This is a genomic window from Enterobacter cloacae complex sp. I2 (assembly GCF_014896205.1).
GTDB lineage: Bacteria > Pseudomonadota > Gammaproteobacteria > Enterobacterales > Enterobacteriaceae > Enterobacter > Enterobacter quasihormaechei.
The window spans coordinates 231,394-251,213 of sequence record NZ_JADBRA010000001.1; the positions used below are offsets into that span (position 1 = coordinate 231,394).

A 19,820-nucleotide genomic window follows, 5' to 3' on the forward strand; every position below is an offset into this window, starting at 1 on the left:
AGAAGGAATATTTTTCCGTCGGAGTGTTCATGGAGTTAAGACAAGAAGCTTTTCACCTGCTACGCCAGCTTTTTCAACAGCATACCGCCCAGTGGCAGCACGCTTTACCCGAGCTGACCAAGCCACAATATGCGGTGATGCGGTCGATAGCTGAAAATCCTGGGATTGAGCAGGTTGCATTGACTGACGTCGCGGTGAGCACCAAAGCGACGCTGGCGGAAATGCTGAGCCGTATGGAATCACGCGGTCTGGTCAGGCGCGAGCACGATCCTGCGGACAAGCGCCGTCGCTTTGTCTTCCTGACGGCTGAAGGTGAGGCCCTGCTGGGAAGCAGTAAACCGATTGGAAATAAGGTGGATGAGGCGTTTTTAGGGCGCCTTAACGACGCGGAACGAGAGCAATTTGTAGCGCTCATCATAAAGATGATGCACGATTAACCAGCCCTGACGCGCATGAAATCAATAAACGTGCGCACTTTTGCCGGCACATGCTGGGCATCGGGATAGACGGCATAAATGCCCTGCTGAGCAAACGTATACGCCGGTAACAGCGAGACCAGATCCCCCGCCTCCAGTGCGTTTCGCACCAGCCACGCCGGCAACAGTGCCACCCCACATCCGGCTAGGGCAAAAGCCATCAGCGCCTGGGCACTGTCTGCATACAGGCGCGGTGCTTTTTTAATCTCAAAGGACACCGGATGTCTATCAACGCCTTTCACCTGCCAGCGCAGCGGCGAAGTTAAACGCTCGTGAATAATCCAGTCAGCATCTGCCAGCTGCTCCAGCGATTCAACCGGATGGTTTGCCAGCCAGCCTGGCGTTGCCACGGGCAGGATGGTGAAGGTGGTAATCAATGCGGCGTGATAGCGCGAATCGGCAAGCGTACCCAGCCGAATAGCGACATCGAAGCGCTCCGCGATAAGATCGGCATACACCGAGGACGAGACATGCCGCACGCGAAGGTCTGGATGCTGCTGGCTAAATTCAGCCAGCAAAGGCACCACAACGTGCGAGCCATACTCGGGCGTGGTAGTGATCCGCAGTTCTCCCGTCAGCCCGGCATGGTTGGCGCGAACGTCATCCTGCAATCGCTCGGCATCCCTTAACAGCATCACGCTTCGCTGATGAAAAAGCCTTCCTGCCTCGGTCAGCGTCAGGCGACGGGTGGATCGCAGCAGCAGAGTTACACCCAGCTCCTCTTCAAGCTGACGAATATGGAAACTGACCACCGCTTTTGTCAGCCCCATCGCCTCCGCCGCGGCGGTGAAACTGCCGGTGTCCGCTACGGCGATAAACATTGCCGTTCGCTGTAGATTAAGCATCGCTTGCCTGGCTTACTGTCAAAATAATGTTGACAGTATATCGTGCTTTGTCGCGTTTATCCGTAACGCCGGGGCCGATACGATACGCCACCTCACCGGAGGAACTTCCATGACGTATCGCAGCAAAACCGCCGTTGTCTTTCTGCTCGGCTTTTTCCTTGATTTGATAAACATGTTTATTGCCAGCGTCGCCTTTCCGGCAATGGCCCACGCGTTTAATACCACGCCATCTGCGCTTGCCTGGGTCAGTAACGGATACATTGCCGGGCTGACGTTAGTCATCCCTTTCAGCAGCATCCTGACGCGCCGCGTCGGGCCGAAGCGCGTTATCCTGCTCTCGCTGGCCCTCTTTAGCGCGGCTTCCGTTGCGGCGGGCCTCTCCTCTTCGCTGGAAAGTCTGATTGCATGGCGAGTAGCGCAGGGGGCCGGAGGCGGTTTACTGATCCCGGTTGGCCAGGCGCTGACCTGGCAACAGTTTAAGCCTCACGAGCGGGCCAGACTCTCCTCGGCGGTGATGCTGGTCGCACTGCTTGCCCCCGCCTGCTCACCGGCTGTGGGCGGAATGCTGGTTCAGACGTTAAGCTGGCGCTGGATATTTTTTGCCACCCTGCCCGTCGCCATCGTTACCTTTGTATTGGCCTGCGCGTGGCTTAAAAAAGAAGTGTCACCGATAAAAACCACCAGGAGAGTAAATCTGTCTTTGCTGGCGGATCCGCTTTTGCGCTTATCCATGCTCATCTACGTGTGCGTACCCGGCATCTTTATTGGCGTAAACGTAACGGGCATGTATTACCTCCAGAACGAGGCCAATATGACACCCGCCGCAACGGGGATGCTTATGCTGCCGTGGTCTGTGGCCTCATTTTTAGCTATCACCGCGACAGGACGCTATTTCAACCGTATCGGCCCCCGGCCGCTGGTGGTCATCGGTTGCCTTTTGCAGGCGGCGGGCATTCTACTTTTAATTAACGTCACTTCGGCAATGCTATTACCTGCCGTTGCGTTTGCGCTGATGGGAGCCGGGGGAAGCCTGTGTAGCAGCACGGCTCAGAGCAGCGCGTTTTTGACGGTGCGTCGGGAAGATATGCCAGATGCCAGCGCGCTGTGGAATCTGAATCGTCAGCTGAGCTTTTTTATGGGCGCCCTGCTGCTGGCCCAGGTGCTGAGCACCATGCAGGCGAATATCGCGCCGCTGGCCGCCTGGCACGGGATGTTTATTTTTGCCGCAGCCATCACCCTGCTGCCCATACTGTACGTCTGTCGTCTTAACAACGCGCAGCTGCTTACGCATCTGCAACAGGAGCAACCATGACGCATTTCGAACAAGAGATCCTCGACATCCACGTCGCACTTGAAAACTGGTTAGGTGAAGGCAAAGGCGATCCCGATGCCCTGCTCGCCCGTTTCCACCCGGACTTTCTGATGGTCACGCCAGGTGGCACACCTTTAGACCATCACGCCCTTGCTCGATTTTTAAACGCGCAGCGTGGAGCCCGGCCTGGGCTCAGGATCGGCATTGATGCGTTAAGGACGCTACAGACGTGGGACAACGGCGCGGTGCTTCATTACCGGGAGACGCAAACCCGGCCAGGCCAGCCCGTTAACGTGCGCAGGTCAACCGCTGTGCTCAATCAGGAAGGCGATACCATCACCTGGCGTTTGCTGCACGAAACGGCGCAATCGTAAGGCATAAAAAAGGCCCGTCTCACGACGGGCCTTTTTCTGACGAATGGTTGCTTACTCGCGGAACAGCGCTTCGATATTCAGACCTTGCCCTTGCAGGATTTCACGCAAGCGGCGCAGACCTTCAACCTGAATCTGACGAACACGTTCACGGGTCAGGCCAATCTCACGGCCGACGTCTTCCAGTGTCGCAGCTTCATACCCCAGTAAACCGAAACGACGTGCCAGCACTTCACGCTGTTTGGCGTTCAGTTCGAACAGCCATTTAACGATGCTCTGTTTCATGTCATCGTCCTGCGTGGTGTCTTCCGGGCCGTTGTCTTTTTCATCGGCCAGGATGTCCAGCAGCGCTTTTTCGGAGTCGCCACCCAGCGGGGTGTCAACCGAGGTAATGCGCTCGTTGAGACGCAGCATACGGCTTACGTCATCAACCGGTTTGTCGAGTTGCTCTGCAATCTCTTCCGCACTTGGCTCGTGGTCCAGCTTATGGGACAACTCGCGCGCGGTACGCAGATAAACATTCAACTCTTTGACGATGTGAATCGGCAGTCGAATCGTACGGGTCTGGTTCATAATAGCCCGTTCGATGGTCTGACGAATCCACCAGGTCGCGTAGGTTGAGAAACGGAACCCGCGTTCCGGGTCAAACTTCTCAACTGCGCGGATGAGACCTAAGTTGCCCTCTTCAATCAGATCCAGCAGAGCCAGACCACGATTGCCGTAACGGCGGGCAATTTTCACGACCAGTCGCAGGTTACTTTCGATCATGCGACGACGCGAGGCAACATCACCACGCAAAGCACGACGTGCGAAATAGACTTCTTCTTCGGCCGTTAGCAGTGGGGAGTAACCAATCTCCCCAAGGTAAAGCTGAGTCGCGTCCAGCACACGCTGTGTGGCACCCTGCGATAACAGCTCTTCTTCAGCCAAATCGTTATCACTGGGTTCCTCTTCTACTAAGGCTTTTTCGTCAAAAGCCTCTGATCCGTTCTCATCAAATTCCGCGTCTTCATTTAAATCATGAACTTTCAGCGTATTCTGACTCATAAAGGTGGCTCCTACCCGTGATCCCTGGACGAGACACCCTGGCTGGCATGCCCCGTCAATTTATCGCTGCGGTAAATATTGCAGCGGGTTTACGGATTTCCCCTTGTAACGAATTTCAAAATGCAAGCGTGTAGAACTGGTTCCGGTGCTACCCATGGTAGCGATTTTTTGCCCCGCCTTAACTTCTTGTTGTTCCCGGACCAGCATCGTGTCGTTATGGGCGTAGGCACTCAGGTAATCATCATTATGTTTGATGATAATAAGATTACCGTAACCGCGCAGTGCGTTACCGGCATAGACAACGCGTCCGTCTGCGGTCGCGATGATTGCCTGTCCTTTACTGCCTGCGATATCGATCCCTTTGTTCCCCCCCTCAGAGGTTGCAAAGTTCTCGATAATCTTGCCGTCAGTTGGCCAGCGCCAGGTATTGATTGACGAGCTGGCATTCTGACTGCTTGCAGTCGGTACAGTAGAGCTAACCACAGGTGCCGTAGTCGGTGCTGTGACAACAGTCGCAGTACCTTTATTATTCGGCAACATTTTGTTAGCACTCTGATCACCTGAATCCTCAGAATACGTAATTACAGGTTGGGAAGCAACCGTCGTGGTGGTTTTTTGTGCAGGGGTAACGCTGTTATTTTGCGCGGTGACGTCGGCAGCCGAAACGGTGTTGCCTGGCGTAAGCGGTGTCCCCGTCGCGTTGCCAACCTGAAGCGTTTGCCCAACTTCCAGAGCATACGGGGCCTGGACGTTGTTTCGCTGTGCCAGATCGCGGAAATCGTTCCCGGTGATCCAGGCGATATAGAACAGCGTGTCGCCGCGCTTCACGGTATAGGTGCTGCCGCCGGTATAGCTACCTTTCGGAATGTTCCCATACTTGCGGTTATACACTATGCGGCCATTTTCAGTCTGAACAGGCTGATCGACTGGCTGAATCTGCGTAGGCTGCGTAACTGGACGCTGAACCGGCTGGATCTGCGGAGTTTGCTGCGCCGTTGAGGTGCCCATTTTAGGCGGAGGCGTGATCAACATTCCGCTGGACGTGTTACCCGAGCCGCTGGTTCCATTCACGGAACTGACGGGCGCAGGCGCGTTATTCGAATTTGAACAGCCTGCCAGCCAGAGCGAAACCAGTGATAATGCCGCAACACGGCTGATGGTGAATTTTGGGCTTCCCGCGCTCATTTATCCCCCAGGAATGTGTTAACTACCAGTGACTTAAAAATAACCGTGATGGCACGAACCTATCGCGCCACACCATACGCTGAATTTGCCTTAATAACCCTGGAAAAATCCGAGTCTCAGGCCAGCTCACCCTTAACCAGGGGCACAAAGCGCACGGCTTCCACGGTATCGATAATATACTCGCTGCCGCGTCGACGAACGCGCTTCAAAAGCTGCTGCTCATCTCCGACGGGCAAAACAAGAATGCCCCCCTCGTCCAGCTGCGAAAGAAGTGCAGCGGGGATTTCAGGTGGCGCTGCCGTGACGATGATGGCGTCAAACGGGGCGCGAGCCTGCCAACCCTGCCATCCATCACCGTGGCGTGTCGATACATTATGTAAATCAAGCTGTTTCAGGCGACGGCGCGCCTGCCACTGTAACCCTTTAATCCGTTCCACCGAACAGACATGGTGCACAAGGTGGGCCAGGATCGCGGTTTGATATCCTGAACCGGTGCCAATTTCCAGCACCCGGGATTCTGGCGTTAACTCCAGAAGCTCCGTCATCCGCGCCACCATGTAGGGCTGCGAAATCGTCTGGCCTTGCCCAATGGGCAGCGCCACGTTTTCCCACGCTTTGTGTTCAAACGCCTCATCTACAAACTTCTCACGGGGAACCTGAGCGAGCGCATCCAGCACCTGCTCGCTGGCGATCCCCTGAGCGCGTAATTGTTCCAGAAGAGTTTGTACACGTTTACTTACCATTGCGCGTTCACTCCGACCCGATCTAACCAGTCCGACACCACATCATGCGCGCTATAAGCGGTTAAATCCACGTGCAACGGCGTAACGGAAACGTATCCCTCATCCACCGCAGCGAAGTCGGTGTCTGGCCCCGCATCGCATTTATCTCCCGGCGGGCCGATCCAGTACAGGGTATTGCCGCGCGGATCCTGCTGGGGAATAACCTGATCGGCGGGATGGCGACTGCCGCAGCGCGTCACGCGGATCCCTTTAATCTCGTCCAGCGGGAGGTCCGGCACGTTAATATTGAGGATACGCCCGGTACGCAGCGGCTCGCGGCCAAGCGCACGGAGAAGGGAGCAGGTCACCGCGGCGGCAGTGTCGTAGTGGGTGTGACCGTTTAACGAGACCGCCAGCGCCGGGAACCCCAGGTGACGGCCTTCCATCGCCGCGGCCACGGTACCGGAGTAAATCACATCATCGCCAAGATTTGGCCCGGCATTGATGCCGGAGACCACAACGTCCGGTCGCGGGCGCATCAGCGCGTTCACGCCCAGAAACACGCAGTCGGTCGGCGTCCCCATCTGAACGGCAATATCGCCATTCTCAAAGGTAAAGGTGCGTAGTGAAGACTCCAGCGTCAATGAGTTAGACGCGCCGCTGCGGTTACGATCGGGAGCCACGACCTGCACATCCGCAAATTCACGGAGGTGTTTCGCCAGCGTCTGAATACCTGGCGCATGGATCCCGTCATCGTTACTCAGCAATATTCGCATAATCACCCGACGTGTTGATAAGTTCCCTGACAACACTGGTGGCAAAGCTACCTGCCGGCAGCCAGAAGCGTAACTCGACGGTTACGTCATCCCACCAGTTCCAGCTCAGCTGTTGCGGGTAGAGGAGCATCGCACGGCGTGCCGCCTCGACCTTTTCCCGCACCAGCAATGATTGTAATTCCGGTGCATCCGCCACCGCTGACGCCTCAAAAAACCGCGCCTCGCCCTGGGTTCCCCAGTCGCCTGAGCCCGGCAAGGCGGCGGTGATCATCAGCGCTTTAGCGTCCACGCGCGACTGGACATCGGCCATCTCTTCGGCCGTTGCCACAAACCAGCTTCCGCGTCCCGCTAATTGTAGCGCATCGCCGACAACAACTTGATTCGCGTCCGGTTTTTTCAGCCGTTCGCTCACAATCTGATTAAACAACGCGCTGCGGGCCGCCGACAACCAAAAACTGCGTTTATTACGATCGCGCACCGGTGCATCGCTTTGCGCCCAGCGCAGCGCGCCCAGCAGGTTGCTGCCGCCGATCCCAAAGCGCTGCGCGCCGAAATAGTTCGGCACGCCGCGTTCGTTAATGGCCTTCAGGCGTTTTTCAACGTCTTCGCGGTCGGTCACTTCGCGCAGTACCAGGGTAAAGGCATTGCCTTTCAGTGCGCCCAGACGCAGCTTGCGCTTGTGGCGGGCGTACTCCAGCACTTTACAGCCTTCAAGCTCAAATTTGCTTAAATCAGGCATCGCATTGCCGGGCACGCGGGCGCAAAGCCACTGCTCGGTCACGGCGTGTTTATCTTTCTGCCCGGCGAAGCTGACCTCGCGGGCGTGAATGTTGAGGAATTTTGCCAGCGCGTCCGCCACGAAGCGGGTGTTGCAGCCGTTTTTCAGGATGCGCACCAGAATGTGCTCGCCTTCGCCGTCCGGCTCAAAGCCGAGATCTTCCACCACCACGAAATCTTCAGGGTTGGCCTTCAGCAGCCCATTGCCCTGCGGTTTACCGTGCAGATACGTCAGATTATCGAAATCGGTCATTTGGCCGCCTTCACCAGCAGCGCCACGGCCTCACAGGCAATGCCCTCGCCACGGCCGGTAAAGCCCAGCTTCTCCGTGGTGGTGGCTTTGACGTTGACGTCGTCCATATGGCAGCCCAGATCTTCAGCAATAAACACGCGCATCTGCGGGATATGCGGCAGCATCTTCGGCGCCTGAGCAATGATCGTCACGTCAACGTTGCCGAGGGTGTAGCCCCTGGCCTGAATGCGGCGCCACGCTTCGCGCAGCAGCTCGCGGCTGTCCGCGCCCTTAAAAGCAGGATCGGTGTCCGGGAACAGTTTGCCGATGTCGCCCAGCGCGGCGGCACCCAGCAGCGCGTCGGTCAGCGCGTGCAGCGCCACGTCGCCGTCAGAGTGCGCCAGCAGGCCTTTTTCGTAAGGAATACGCACGCCGCCAATGATAATTGGGCCAACGCCGCCAAAGGCGTGTACATCAAAACCGTGTCCAATACGCATTATGCCTTCTCCTGAGAGGTCGTACGGGTAAGATAAAATTCCGCGAGCTGTAAGTCTTCCGGGCGCGTCACTTTTATATTATCAGCGCGCCCTTCAACAAGCGTGGGGTGAAAACCGCAATACTCCAGCGCCGAGGCTTCGTCCGTAATGGTCGCACCTTCTTTAAGCGCACGCGTTAAGCAGTCGTGGAGTAATTCGCGGGGGAAAAATTGTGGCGTCAGCGCGTGCCATAAATCAACGCGCTCAACGGTGTGCGCAATCGCCGGTTTACCCGGTTCGGCGCGCTTCATGGTGTCACGCACCGGCGCGGCCAGAATACCGCCCACTTTACTGGTTTCACTCAGGGCCAGCAGACGCGACAGATCGTCGTGATGCAGGCAGGGACGCGCGGCATCGTGCACCAGCACCCACTGCGCGTGTCCGGCAGCCTGAATGCCCGCCAGAACGGAGTCGGCCCGCTCGGCGCCGCCGTCAACAACGGTAATCTGAGGATGATTTGCCAGCGGAAGCTGCGCAAAACGCGCATCGCCGGGGCTGATGGCAATCACAACGCGCGTCACCCGAGGATGCGCCAGCAGCGCTGCAACGGCGTGCTCGAGGATCGTTTTATCACCAATTGAGAGGTACTGCTTGGGACACTCTGTCTGCATGCGCCGGCCAAAACCTGCGGCCGGCACCACGGCACAGACGTCCGAAAAAGTTGCTGCCATGTCGTAATCCTGGGCCTGATTATCGATTGTTTTGTGCGGAGCCCTGATTGCGTTTAGACGCATCCGGAACCAGACGATAAAACGTTTCGCCCGGCTTAGTCATACTGAGTTCATTGCGTGCGCGCTCCTCAATCGCCTCCTGGCCGCCATTGAGGTCATCAATTTCAGCAAAAAGTTGATCGTTACGCGCTTTAAGTTTGGCGTTTGTCGCCTGCTGTGCCGCGACGTCATCGCTCACCCGGCTGTAGTCGTGCAGTCCGTTTTTGCCGAACCACAGCGAATATTGCAGCCAGACCAGCAAAGCCAGCAACAGCAGCGTTAGTTTACCCATCCTGCCCCCTGAAAAAACGGCATCATCATCCCATAACTTTCCGCTGGACTCTACTGCGGGGTTTTAATTATGCCGTAAGTTAGCCCATCAGCCATAAAAACAGCAGACCAAAGATGATCACAACGGTGGCAATAGTGATGAGCGTACTATACAGGAGCTTGCCGTTAAAAAGGGAGTGCAGCGCAACGCCGACAACCACCGCAACGGGCATCAGCGCGAGGAAGAAAGGCCAGGTATAGAGAAAGAAGAAGAGTGTGTTTCCACCGTAGATCAAAAACGGGATACCCAGCGCCAGTAACCACGACACGAAGCCGACAATCGCCCCAGGAAAGGACCAGGTCGTCTCGTCGTCGGTCGTTAACGGTTCCGACCCGGTGGTAATAATGTAGTTTTCACTGTTGCGCATAGCTAATCCTGTGACCGTGACTCATCGCTCGGGAAGACAGCTCCCGAACGATACCGTCTCAGGATCTGATAATATCGTCCCGTCTGAGCAGGTCTAATAATTGGCTTACTAAATTTGTTACCAATTGTTGGCCTTCCAGATGAATCTCAGGGGATTCAGGCGCTTCGTAAACCGCGTCAATCCCGGTGAAGTTTCGCAGCTCTCCCGCGCGGGCTTTTTTGTACAGTCCTTTTGGATCGCGCGCTTCGCAGATCTCAAGCGGCGTATCCACAAACACCTCAATGAAGCGATTCTGCCCCACGCGCTCACGCACCATCTGACGTTCAGCGCGGTGCGGCGAGATAAACGCCGTCAGCACCACCAGCCCGGCATCCGCCATCAGGCTGGCGACCTCTCCCACCCGACGAATGTTCTCTTTACGGTCGTCATCGCTGAACCCCAAATCACTGCACAGGCCGTGACGCACGTTGTCGCCGTCCAGCAGATAGGTGCTTACTCCCTGCTGATGCAGCGCCTCTTCCAGCGCGCCTGCCACCGTGGATTTACCGGAGCCAGACAGCCCGGTAAACCACAGCACAACCCCACGGTGACCGTGGAGCTGTTCGCGCTGGGCGACGGTGACCGGATGAGGATGCCAGACGACGTTCTCATCATGGGCAGCCATTACTTGCCTCCCAGCAGATCGCGTGCGCCCCAGTGCGGGAAGTGCTTACGCACCAGCGCGTTCAGCTCCAGCTCAAACGCGCTAAACTCAGAGGCCACGGCAGCCTGCGCGTTTGGCTCGCGCACCATCCCGGCACCGACGGTGACGTTCGTCAGGCGGTCGATAAAGATCAGCCCGCCCGTCACCGGGTTCTGCTGATACGGATCCAGCACCAGCGGCTCGTCGAAGGTCAGATCCACCAGGCCAATGCCGTTCAGCGGCAGCTCGCTCACGTCACGCTGGGTCAGGTTGTTGATGTCCACCTGGAACTGAATGCCGTCCACGCGGGCACGGGTTTTCTTCCCGGCAATTTTCATATCGTAGCTCTGGCCTGCGGTCAGCGGCTGTTCCGCCATCCACACCACGTCCACGGACGCGCCCTGCACCGCCGCCAGCGTTTCCTGCGCGTCAACCAGCAGATCGCCACGGCTGATATCAATCTCGTCTTTCAGTACCAGCGTCACCGCTTCACCTGCCCCGGCTTCGTCCAGATCGCCATCAAAGGTAACAATACGGGCAATGGCCGATTCCACGCCAGACGGCAGCACCTTCACGCGCTGGCCCACGTTGACGGAGCCGGACGCAATGGTGCCCGAGAAGCCGCGGAAATCGAGGTTCGGGCGGTTAACGTACTGCACCGGGAAGCGCATCGGCTGGGTCTCAACCACGCGCTGAATTTCAACGGTTTCCAGCACTTCCAGCAGCGTTGGGCCGCTGTACCACGGCATCTTCGCGCTCTGAGAGGCGACGTTATCCCCTTCCAGCGCCGAGAGCGGCACGAAGCGAATATCCAGGTTGCCCGGCAGCTGTTCTGCAAAGGTCAGGTAGCTCTGGCGGATCTCGTCGAATCGCGCTTCGCTATAGTCCACCAGGTCCATTTTATTGACCGCCACCACCAGGTGTTTGATCCCCAGCAGCGTAGAGATAAAGCTGTGACGACGGGTCTGATCCAGCACGCCTTTGCGGGCGTCGATCAGCAGGATCGCCAGGTCGCAGGTGGAGGCGCCGGTTGCCATGTTGCGGGTGTACTGTTCGTGCCCCGGGGTGTCGGCGATAATAAACTTACGCTTCTCGGTGGAGAAGTAGCGATAGGCCACATCAATGGTGATGCCCTGCTCACGCTCCGCCTGCAAGCCGTCCACCAGCAGTGCCAGATCGAGTTTTTCGCCCTGGGTACCGTGACGTTTACTGTCATTGTGCAGGGAAGAGAGCTGATCTTCGTAAATCTGGCGCGTGTCGTGCAGCAGACGACCAATCAGGGTACTTTTCCCGTCATCAACGCTGCCGCAGGTCAGGAAACGCAGCAGGCTTTTATACTGTTGGGCGTGCAGATAAGCTTCCACGCCGCCTTCATCGGCAATTTGTTGGGCAATAGTCGTGTTCATGGCGGCTCCTTAGAAATAACCCTGACGTTTCTTCAGCTCCATGGAGCCTGCCTGGTCGCGGTCAATCACGCGGCCCTGTCGCTCACTGGTGGTCGACACCAGCATCTCCTCGATGATCTCCGGCAGCGTCTGCGCGTTGGATTCCACCGCGCCGGTCAACGGCCAGCAGCCGAGAGTACGGAAACGGACCATCTGTTTCTTGATCACTTCGCCCGGCTGTAAATCAATACGATCGTCGTCGATCATCATCAGCATGCCGTCGCGCTCCAGCACCGGACGCTCGGCGGCCAGATACAGCGGAACGATTTCAATATTTTCCAGATAGATGTACTGCCAGATATCCAGCTCGGTCCAGTTGGAGAGCGGGAAGACGCGAATGCTTTCGCCCTTGTTGATCTGGCCGTTGTAGTTGTGCCACAGCTCCGGGCGCTGGTTTTTCGGGTCCCAGCGGTGGAAGCGGTCGCGGAAGGAGTAGATTCGCTCCTTGGCGCGGGATTTCTCCTCGTCGCGGCGCGCGCCGCCGAAGGCCGCGTCGAAACCGTATTTATTCAGCGCCTGCTTCAGCCCTTCGGTTTTCATGATGTCGGTATGCTTGGCGCTGCCGTGCACGAACGGGTTAATGCCCATCGCCACCCCTTCCGGGTTTTTGTGCACCAGCAGCTCGCAGCCGTAGGCTTTGGCGGTACGGTCGCGGAACTCGTACATCTCGCGGAATTTCCAGCCGGTATCCACGTGTAGCAGCGGGAACGGCAGCGTGCCCGGATAAAACGCTTTACGCGCCAGGTGCAGCATGACGCTGGAATCTTTACCGATGGAATACATCATCACCGGGTTAGAAAACTCGGCGGCCACTTCGCGGATAATATGGATACTTTCCGCTTCAAGCTGCCGCAGGTGAGTCAGTCGTTTTTGGTCCATAACCGTTCCTTAAGCCAAATTGATAACAGAAGACCCGAAGCCTTCTGTGTCGGTTGTGTGCTGGAACCAGGCGAGCGTGCTGTGCAGCTGCACCACTTCTCCCACCACGATCAGGGCGGGCATCGGGGCATCTTTCGCCAGGGTTGCAAGGTCTTGTAATGTGCCGATAGCGACGTGCTGATCGACGCGTGTTCCGCGGGAAATCACGGCTACCGGCGTCGTCGCATCGCGACCGTGCTGAATAAGCTGTTCGCTGATGTCTGCCGCCTTCATCGTGCCCATATAAATCGCCAGCGTTTGTCGACTCTGGGCCAGATGCGACCAGTCAAACGGCGTGCTGTCGGCTTTATAGTGCCCGGTCACGAAGGTTACGCTCTGGGCGTAATCGCGATGAGTTAGCGGAATACCGGCATAGGCGGTGACGGCAGATGCCGCCGTAATGCCGGGAACCACCTGAAACGGCACGCCCGCTTCGGCTGCCGCCTGCAATTCTTCGCCACCACGTCCGAAGATAAACGGGTCACCCCCTTTCAGGCGCACCACGGTCTTGCCCGCTTTCGCGGCGGCAATCAGCATCTGGTTAGTGTCGTGCTGCGGCACGGAGTGCTCGCCGGCGCGTTTGCCGACGCAAATTTGCTCCGCGTCCCGGCGGATCAGCTCGCGGATGCCGTCGGTGACCAGATGGTCGTAGAACACCACGTCCGCATCCTGAAGCACCTGGAGGCCACGCAGCGTCAACAGCCCGGCATCGCCCGGCCCGGCGCCCACCAGAATGATCTCCCCGCCCGTACTGCCGGGGTTATCCAGCTCATCCTCGAGGACTTGCTGCGCCGCCGTCTCGTTGCCGGCATGCATCAGGCTGGCAAAGCGTCCGCGAAAAACGCGCTCCCAGAAGCGGCGGCGTTCCGCCACGCTGGTGAGACGCGTTTTCAGGTGGCTGCGCCAGTAGCTGGCTTTCTCCGCCATGCGTCCGAGGCTGGTTGGCAGCAGCGCTTCGATTTTTTCCCGCAGCACGCGCGCCAGCACCGGTGCGGTACCGCCGGAGGAGATCGCCACCAGCAGCGGCGAGCGGTCAACAATCGACGGGAAGATAAATGAACACAGCGGCTGGTCGTCTACCACGTTAACCAGACGGTGACGGGCCTGGGCGGCGTCGGAGATGCGCCGATTGAGCGCCCGATCTTCGGTTGCCGCAATGACCAGCACCACGCTGTCGATCTGTGACGCTTCAAAATCCGCCTCTTCTACGACCTGCACCTGCGCCCCTGCGCGCTGCAAAAACGCGATTTTGCGATCGGCAATTTCACCCGTCCCGACAACCAGTACCGGTCGGTCTTTCAGGGCGGCAAAAAGGGGGAGATAGTCCACAGGCAACAACTCGCTAACAACAAGGAATAAGGGGACTATAGGGGGCGGCTTAGATCGAATGAAATTACGAATTGGAATGAGTAGTTACTCAATGGAATAACGCCGTGGAAAAGCAAATATCAAAAAGTGCTTAACACGCGAAATTTCGGGCATTTAAGAGCAATTCAAATTGTGTCTACCCGATCACAGTTTCATACTATGCGGGTTAAAATTTTGCTCTGTTTTTAAGGACTCACTATGTTTTCCGCAATGCGCCACCGATTCGTTGCCCTGGCGCTCGGCGTTTGCTTTATCCTTCCGGCTCAGGCAAAAAATCAATCTTACGGTGAAATAGCCAGTATGCAGGCGCGGCATATTGCGACTGTCTTTCCGGGCCGCATGACCGGCACCCCAGCCGAAATGCTCTCGGCAGACTATATTCGTCAGCAGTTTGCGGATATGGGCTACGAAAGCAACATTCGCGCTTTTCACAGCCGCTACATCTTTACCTCACGGAATAAAACGCAAAACTGGCATAACGTGACCGGCAGCACGGTGATTGCGGCGCATGAGGGGAAAGCGGCTGAGCAGATTATCATCATGGCGCATCTTGATACCTACGCCCCGATGAGCGACGCCGATATTGACAATAACCTCGGCGGGTTGACGCTTCAGGGGCTGGATGACAATGCGGCAGGGCTGGGCGTCATGCTTGAGCTGGCCGAACGCCTGAAGAATATTCCAACGGAATACAGCATTCGCTTTGTGGCGACCAGCGGCGAAGAAGAAGGAAAACTCGGCGCTGAGAATCTCCTCAAACGTATGAGCCCTGCGGAGAAGAAAAATACGCTGTTAGTGATTAACCTCGATAATCTGATCGTGGGAGATAAGCTTTATTTTAATAGCGGACAGAGCACGCCAAGCAGCGTACGTAAACTCACCCGCGACCGCGCGCTGGCGCTTGCCCGTTCGCATGGCGTCTATGCCGCGACAAACCCGGGCGGTAACCCGGATTATCCAAAAGGCACGGGCTGCTGTAATGACGGTGAAGTGTTTGATAAGGCCGGCATCCCGGTGCTGTACGTCGAGGCGACGAACTGGACGCTGGGCAAAAAGGACGGCTATCAGCAGCGCGCCAAATCAAAGGCGTTCCCGAACGGGACCAGCTGGCATGACGTGCGGCTGGATAATCAGCAGCACATTGATAAAACGCTGCCGCAGCGGATTGAGCACCGCAGCCGGGATGTCGTGAAAGTGATGCTGCCGCTGGTGAAGGAGCTGGCGAAAGCGGGCAAAGCCTGATGTCGTTAAGCCCGGTGGCGGTTACGCCTTACCGGGCCTACGTTTCGTGCCGTTATAGGCCCGGTAAGCGCAGCGCCACCGGGCGAAAAAACATTACCCTTCGTGCAGCCCGCACTCGCGCTTCAGCCCAAAGAATCGCGTCTCTTCTTCGGCCATTCCCGGTTCCCATTTGCGCGTGGTGTGGGTATCCCCCACTGACAGGTAGCCCTGATCCCACAGCGGATGGTACTTCAGCCCGTGTTTTTGCAGGTACTGATACACCGTGCGGTTATCCCAGTCGATGATCGGCAGCACTTTGAACACGCCGCGCTGCACAGCCAGTACCGGTAAGGTTGCGCGGCTCCCGGACTGCTCCCGGCGCAGGCCGGCGAACCAGGTCTGGGCGTTCAGCTCTTTCAGCGCCCGGTTCATCGGCTCGACTTTGTTGATTTCATTGTATTTCTCAATGCCTTCAACGCCCTGTTCCCACAGCTTGCCGTAACGCGCCTCCTGCCATGCCGCGCTTTCCGTTGCGCGATAAACCTTCAGGTTCAGCCTGAGCTTGTCCGTCAGCTCGTCGATAAACTGGTAGGTCTCCGGGAACAGGTAGCCAGTATCGGTGAGGATCACCGGAATGTCCGGACGGATCTGATTCACCAGATGCAGGCTGACCGCCGCCTGAATGCCAAAGCTCGACGAGAGCACGTAGTCTCCCGGCAGATTTTCCAGCGCCCAGGCCACGCGCCCTGCGGCGTCGAGCTTTTCCAGCTGGGCGTTGGTTTCTGCCAGGGCCAGAATACGTTCGACTTTTGGCAGCGCATTCAGGGCGTTTAGATCGAGTACGGACATAAGAACCTCGTTTGCCTGTTTCGCCGGGCGGCACTGCGTTTGCCCGGCCTACAAAACCCGTAGGCCCGGTAAGCGAAGCGCCACCGGGCAAAGGATGGATTACTCCCAGAAATCCCGTGCGGGATCGAGCACCGGGCGAATGATACCCGCGCGTACCGTAAAGTCTCCGAAGCCTTCACCCGCTTCGCGCTCTTTTGCCCAGCGCCCGACAAGCACGTCGAGGGAATCGAGAATTTCCGGCTCGGTGATGTTCTCGCGGAACATACGCGGGATGCGCGTTCCGATACGGTTACCGCCCAGGTGCAGGTTATAGCGACCCGGCGCTTTACCCACCAGCCCCAGTTCGGCCAGCATCGCGCGACCACAGCCGTTCGGGCAGCCCGTCACGCGCATAACAATATGCTCGTCCGGAATGCCGTGTTTTTCCAGAATCGCTTCCACTTTGTCGGTGAATGACGGCAGGAAACGCTCGGCTTCGGCCATCGCCAGCGGACAGGTCGGGAACGATACGCAGGCCATGGAGTTTTCACGCTGCGGCTTCACCGCGTTCATCAACCCGTGCTCGCGCGCCAGCTCTTCAATTCTCGCCTTTTCGCTTTCCGGCACGCTGGCGACGATCAGGTTCTGGTTAGCGGTGATACGGAACTCGCCTTTGTGGATCTTCGCGATTTCCAGCAGGCCGGTTTTCAGCGGACGGCCCGGATAATCCAGAATACGGCCATTTTCAATGAACAGCGTCAGGTGCCAGTTATTGTCGATACCTTTGACCCAGCCGATGCGATCGCCGCGGCCGGTAAATTCATAAGGGCGGATCGGCTCAAATTTGATGCCCGCGCGACGCTCCACTTCTTCTTTGAACGTCTCCACGCCGACGCGTTCGAGCGTGTATTTGGTTTTCGCGTTTTTACGGTCGGTACGGTTGCCCCAGTCGCGCTGGGTAGTGACCACCGCTTCCGCCACGGCCAGCGTGTGTTCCAGCGGCAGGAAACCGAACTCGGTCGCGGTGCGGGCGTAGGTTTTCTTGTTACCGTGCTCGATGGACAAACCGCCGCCCACCAGCAGGTTAAAGCCGATCAGCTTGCCGTTTTCCGCAATCGCCACGAAGTTCATGTCGTTGGCGTGCAGATCGATGTCGTTCTGCGGCGGGATCACCACCGTGGTTTTGAACTTACGCGGCAGATAGGTCTGGCCGAGGATCGGCTCTTCATCGGTGGTGGCGACTTTTTCCTGATCGAGCCAGATCTCCGCATAGGCGCGGGTGCGCGGCAGCAGGTGCTCGGAAATTTTCTTCGCCCACTCATACGCTTCGGCGTGCAGCTCGGACTCGTACGGGTTCGAGGTGCAGAGCACGTTACGGTTCATGTCGTTGGCGGTCGCCAGCGCGTCCAGGCCCACGGAGTGCAGCATCTGGTGAACCGGCTTCACGTTCTTCTTCAGAATGCCGTGGAACTGGAAGGTCTGACGGTTGGTCAGACGAATGCTGCCGTAAATCGTGTTGTCATGGGCAAACTTGTCGATCGCCTGCCACTGTTTCGTGGTGATGATCCCACCCGGCAGACGGCAGCGCAGCAGCATTGCGTGACGCGGCTCCAGCTTCTGTTCGGCACGCTCGGCGCGGATATCGCGGTCGTCCTGCTGGTACATTCCGTGGAAACGGATCAGCAGGAAGTTGTCACCTTTAAAACCGCCGGTCAGGCCGTCATTCAAATCTTCGGCAATGGTACCGCGCAGGTAGTTGCTCTCTACCTTCATGCGCTCGGCATCAGTCAGTTTGCCTTCGACCACCAGTGGGCCAGGATGTTTTTCGCTCATTAGTAGACATCTCGCTGATAACGGCGCTCTACGCGCAGCTCACTTAAAAATTCATCCGCCGTTTCGGCATCCATACCGCCGAATTCGGCAATCACTTCCAGCAGTGCCTGCTCAACGTCCTTCGCCATGCGATTGGCGTCGCCGCAGACATAAATGTGGGCACCGTCATTGATCCAGCGCCACAGCTCTGCGCCCTGTTCGCGCAGTTTGTCTTGTACGTAGACTTTTTCTTTCTGATCGCGGGACCAGGCCAGATCGATGCGGGTCAGCACGCCGTCTTTGACGTAGCGCTGCCACTCCACCTGGTAGAGGAAATCTTCGGTAAAGTGCGGGTTGCCGAAGAACAGCCAGTTTTTACCCGGCGCGCCGTCTGCCGCACGCTGCTGCATGAAGGCGCGGAACGGCGCAATGCCGGTGCCCGGACCAATCATGATCACCGGCGTTTCCGGGTTCGCCGGCAGGCGGAAGTTGTCGTTGTGCTCGATAAAGACGCGCACCTCGCCCTCTTCTTCCACGCGGTCGGCAAGGAAGCTCGACGCCCCGCCCGCCCGCGCGCGGCCTTCGATATCGTAACGCACCACGCCGACGGTGATGTGGACTTCGCTTTCCACTTCAGCCTGAGAGGAGGCGATGGAGTAAAGGCGCGGCGTCAGCGGACGCAGCAGGCCAATCAGCGCGTCGGCATCCAGCTGTGCCGGGGAGAAACGCACCATATCGACAATCGGGGTTGTCGCGGCGTAATGCTGTAACTTCGCCTTATCCCCCACCAGCGGCAGGAGGGACTCGCTGCGCGTTAAGGTGGCGTAGTTTTCCACGATGTTGGCAGTATTGACCGTCAGTTCGAAATGCCACTGGAGCGCCTCGGAAAGCGGCAGCGTTTTGCCTTCAACGGAGACCGGCTCGGTGCCTTTCAGCCACAGCAGCTCGACGAGCTCTTGCACCAGCGCCGGATCGTTCTGATACCAGACGCCCAGCGCGTCGCCAGGCTGATAGCGCACGCCGGCATCGCCAAGATCGATCTCAATATGGCGCACGTCTTTTTCCGAATCGCGGCCGGTGATTTTCTGGTTCACCGACAGGCTCGCCGTCAGCGGACTCTCTTTGGTGTAAGGGCTGGTGTGGATCTCGTTGACGGTGCCCGCTGCGGTAACGGCAGCCTGCGCCGGCGTCTCTTTCGGGACGCGGGCTTTCAGCACCTCAACGATGCGCGCGCGCCATTCGGCGGCGGCGGCCTGGTATTCCACATCAGCGTCTACGCGATCCAGCAGGCGCTCGGCACCCAGCTCCGCCAGCTTGCTGTCGAAGTCTTTACCGGACTGGCAGAAGAATTCATAGGACGTATCGCCGAGGCCGAACACGGCAAAGGCCGTGCCCTCCAGCTTTGGCGCTTTTTTCGAGAACAGGAACTTATGCAGCGCGACGGCTTCTTCCGCAGGCTCACCTTCCCCCTGCGTTGAGGCGACAACCACCAGCAGCTTTTCTGACGCGATTTGTTTGAATTTATAATCCCCGGCGTTCACCAGGTTTACGTTCAGCTTCGCGGCGAGCAGGTCATCACGCAGCGCTTCGGCCACGCGACGAGCATTGCCCGTTTGCGAGGCAGAGATCAGCGTGATGGCAGGAATTTCAACGGCAGTTGGCGGTACGCCAGCCACGGCACCCGGCTGCTGGTTCAACATTCCCCAGAAATAGCCGGAAACCCAGGCGAGCTGGGTGGGTGAAAAATCGGAAGTCGCGGCCTGTAGGCGCGCCAGCTGCTCCGGGTTGAGGGGAAGCAAATTTGAAGGTGGGGCCTGTGTTGTCATGCGTCGTTATGTTCCAGTAGCAAAGCGGACTTT

Annotated in this window: 21 protein-coding genes; 4 read left to right on the forward strand and 17 right to left on the reverse strand. The window is 57.8% G+C overall.

Annotated features, from left to right (window positions below; genetic code table 11):
• Window positions 1-29 precede the first annotated feature (29 nt).
• Entirely contained in the window at window positions 30-437 is a 408-nt protein-coding gene (locus IM300_RS01205; RefSeq protein WP_063451879.1) for a MarR family winged helix-turn-helix transcriptional regulator, read from the forward strand.
• Here IM300_RS01205 and IM300_RS01210 read toward each other — a convergent pair.
• Entirely contained in the window at window positions 434-1,321 is an 888-nt protein-coding gene (locus IM300_RS01210; protein ID WP_193034926.1) for a LysR family transcriptional regulator, read from the reverse strand. The genes IM300_RS01205 and IM300_RS01210 overlap by 4 nt on opposite strands.
• Before the next feature lie 109 nt (window positions 1,322-1,430).
• On the opposite strand from IM300_RS01210, the gene IM300_RS01215 reads away from it, so the two are divergent.
• Both IM300_RS01215 and IM300_RS01220 read left to right on the forward strand, forming a co-directional pair.
• A complete protein-coding gene (locus IM300_RS01215) occupies window positions 1,431-2,633 on the forward strand; it encodes an MFS transporter (RefSeq protein WP_193034928.1) in 1,203 nt (400 codons plus the stop codon).
• Window positions 2,630-3,007: a DUF4440 domain-containing protein gene (locus IM300_RS01220; protein ID WP_193034930.1), complete on the forward strand. Its 378-nt coding sequence runs from the start codon at window positions 2,630-2,632 to the stop codon at window positions 3,005-3,007. The genes IM300_RS01215 and IM300_RS01220 overlap by 4 nt, the downstream gene beginning before the upstream one ends.
• 51 nt (window positions 3,008-3,058) lie before the next feature.
• Here IM300_RS01220 and rpoS read toward each other — a convergent pair whose 3' ends face one another.
• From rpoS to cysG, 13 genes are all read right to left on the reverse strand, one after another.
• On the reverse strand, window positions 3,059-4,051 hold the full coding sequence (rpoS, locus tag IM300_RS01225) for an RNA polymerase sigma factor RpoS (RefSeq protein ID WP_022649182.1): 993 nt from the start codon (window positions 4,049-4,051) through the stop codon (window positions 3,059-3,061).
• A gap of 60 nt (window positions 4,052-4,111) precedes the next feature.
• Window positions 4,112-5,236, reverse strand: coding sequence for a murein hydrolase activator NlpD (gene nlpD / locus IM300_RS01230; protein ID WP_063869369.1), 1,125 nt, complete (start codon window positions 5,234-5,236; stop codon window positions 4,112-4,114).
• A gap of 116 nt (window positions 5,237-5,352) precedes the next feature.
• Window positions 5,353-5,979 carry a protein-L-isoaspartate(D-aspartate) O-methyltransferase gene (locus tag IM300_RS01235; RefSeq protein ID WP_193034932.1) on the reverse strand — a complete coding sequence of 209 codons (627 nt, stop codon included), beginning with the start codon at window positions 5,977-5,979 and terminating at the stop codon, window positions 5,353-5,355.
• Window positions 5,973-6,734: a 5'/3'-nucleotidase SurE gene (gene surE / locus IM300_RS01240; RefSeq protein ID WP_006811764.1), complete on the reverse strand. Its 762-nt coding sequence runs from the start codon at window positions 6,732-6,734 to the stop codon at window positions 5,973-5,975. The genes IM300_RS01235 and surE overlap by 7 nt, the downstream gene beginning before the upstream one ends.
• Window positions 6,715-7,764 carry a tRNA pseudouridine(13) synthase TruD gene (gene truD, locus IM300_RS01245; protein WP_193034934.1) on the reverse strand — a complete coding sequence of 350 codons (1,050 nt, stop codon included), beginning with the start codon at window positions 7,762-7,764 and terminating at the stop codon, window positions 6,715-6,717. Before truD ends, surE begins: the two co-directional genes overlap by 20 nt.
• Complete coding sequence (gene ispF / locus IM300_RS01250; protein WP_063451887.1) at window positions 7,761-8,240, reverse strand: 2-C-methyl-D-erythritol 2,4-cyclodiphosphate synthase; 480 nt, start codon at window positions 8,238-8,240, stop codon at window positions 7,761-7,763. Before ispF ends, truD begins: the two co-directional genes overlap by 4 nt.
• Complete coding sequence (ispD, locus tag IM300_RS01255) at window positions 8,240-8,950, reverse strand: 2-C-methyl-D-erythritol 4-phosphate cytidylyltransferase (protein WP_064909830.1); 711 nt, start codon at window positions 8,948-8,950, stop codon at window positions 8,240-8,242. The genes ispF and ispD overlap by 1 nt, the downstream gene beginning before the upstream one ends.
• Window positions 8,951-8,969: 19 nt before the next feature.
• On the reverse strand, window positions 8,970-9,281 hold the full coding sequence (gene ftsB / locus IM300_RS01260; RefSeq protein ID WP_003862095.1) for a cell division protein FtsB: 312 nt from the start codon (window positions 9,279-9,281) through the stop codon (window positions 8,970-8,972).
• A 79-nt stretch (window positions 9,282-9,360) separates the two neighbouring features.
• Window positions 9,361-9,687 carry a DUF3561 family protein gene (locus IM300_RS01265; protein WP_193034936.1) on the reverse strand — a complete coding sequence of 109 codons (327 nt, stop codon included), beginning with the start codon at window positions 9,685-9,687 and terminating at the stop codon, window positions 9,361-9,363.
• A gap of 58 nt (window positions 9,688-9,745) precedes the next feature.
• The gene (gene cysC, locus IM300_RS01270) at window positions 9,746-10,351 is read right to left on the reverse strand and encodes an adenylyl-sulfate kinase (RefSeq protein ID WP_063451890.1); all 606 of its coding nucleotides are present in this window, start codon (window positions 10,349-10,351) and stop codon (window positions 9,746-9,748) included.
• A complete protein-coding gene (gene cysN, locus IM300_RS01275) occupies window positions 10,351-11,775 on the reverse strand; it encodes a sulfate adenylyltransferase subunit CysN (RefSeq protein ID WP_193034938.1) in 1,425 nt (474 codons plus the stop codon). The genes cysC and cysN overlap by 1 nt, the downstream gene beginning before the upstream one ends.
• Window positions 11,776-11,784: 9 nt before the next feature.
• Entirely contained in the window at window positions 11,785-12,693 is a 909-nt protein-coding gene (cysD, locus tag IM300_RS01280) for a sulfate adenylyltransferase subunit CysD (protein WP_008499613.1), read from the reverse strand.
• 9 nt (window positions 12,694-12,702) lie between these two features.
• Window positions 12,703-14,061 carry a siroheme synthase CysG gene (gene cysG, locus IM300_RS01285; protein WP_063451892.1) on the reverse strand — a complete coding sequence of 453 codons (1,359 nt, stop codon included), beginning with the start codon at window positions 14,059-14,061 and terminating at the stop codon, window positions 12,703-12,705.
• A 237-nt stretch (window positions 14,062-14,298) separates the two neighbouring features.
• Here cysG and IM300_RS01290 point away from each other — a divergent pair, with 237 nt between their 5' ends.
• On the forward strand, window positions 14,299-15,342 hold the full coding sequence (locus IM300_RS01290; protein ID WP_107533615.1) for an aminopeptidase: 1,044 nt from the start codon (window positions 14,299-14,301) through the stop codon (window positions 15,340-15,342).
• 93 nt (window positions 15,343-15,435) lie between these two features.
• Here IM300_RS01290 and cysH read toward each other — a convergent pair whose 3' ends face one another.
• The 3 genes from cysH to cysJ form a co-directional block, all read right to left on the reverse strand.
• Complete coding sequence (cysH, locus tag IM300_RS01295; protein ID WP_193034940.1) at window positions 15,436-16,170, reverse strand: phosphoadenosine phosphosulfate reductase; 735 nt, start codon at window positions 16,168-16,170, stop codon at window positions 15,436-15,438.
• Window positions 16,171-16,269: 99 nt separating this feature from the next.
• Window positions 16,270-17,982, reverse strand: a complete 1,713-nt coding sequence (gene cysI / locus IM300_RS01300; protein ID WP_131636309.1) for an assimilatory sulfite reductase (NADPH) hemoprotein subunit — start codon at window positions 17,980-17,982, stop codon at window positions 16,270-16,272.
• Window positions 17,982-19,787: an NADPH-dependent assimilatory sulfite reductase flavoprotein subunit gene (cysJ, locus tag IM300_RS01305; protein ID WP_107533617.1), complete on the reverse strand. Its 1,806-nt coding sequence runs from the start codon at window positions 19,785-19,787 to the stop codon at window positions 17,982-17,984. The genes cysI and cysJ overlap by 1 nt, the downstream gene beginning before the upstream one ends.
• Between the last annotated feature and the right edge of the window lie 33 nt (window positions 19,788-19,820).